Consider the following 272-nt stretch of genomic DNA (forward strand, 5'->3'; position numbering starts at 1 on the left):
AGATGGAATCGGAACAGACTTACTGCCGAAAATTCACGCAGATTTTCCAAACGTTGATGTCATTATGGTTACTGCGGCGAATGAAAACCATATGTTAGAAAAAGCGATTCGAAACGGCGTAAGCAACTATCTTATAAAGCCGGTTACGTTAGAAAAATTCGTTCGCACAATTGAAGACTATAAAAGAAAGAAGCAACTATTACATAGTAACCATGAAGTAAATCAAGCACTCATCGATAATTTCTTCGGCACTTCGCAAACACAAGATATAA

General features: G+C 37.1%; 1 protein-coding gene. It reads left to right on the forward strand.

All coding sequences use genetic code 11. The annotated features are described in order from the left end of the window. The coding region (locus MR170_RS31560) for a response regulator (protein ID WP_242310740.1) at positions 1 to 272 on the forward strand (272 nt) is incomplete at both ends.

This window comes from Bacillus cereus group sp. BfR-BA-01524 (genome assembly GCF_022662595.1).
GTDB classification, from domain to species: Bacteria; Bacillota; Bacilli; order Bacillales; family Bacillaceae_G; genus Bacillus_A; species Bacillus_A thuringiensis_S.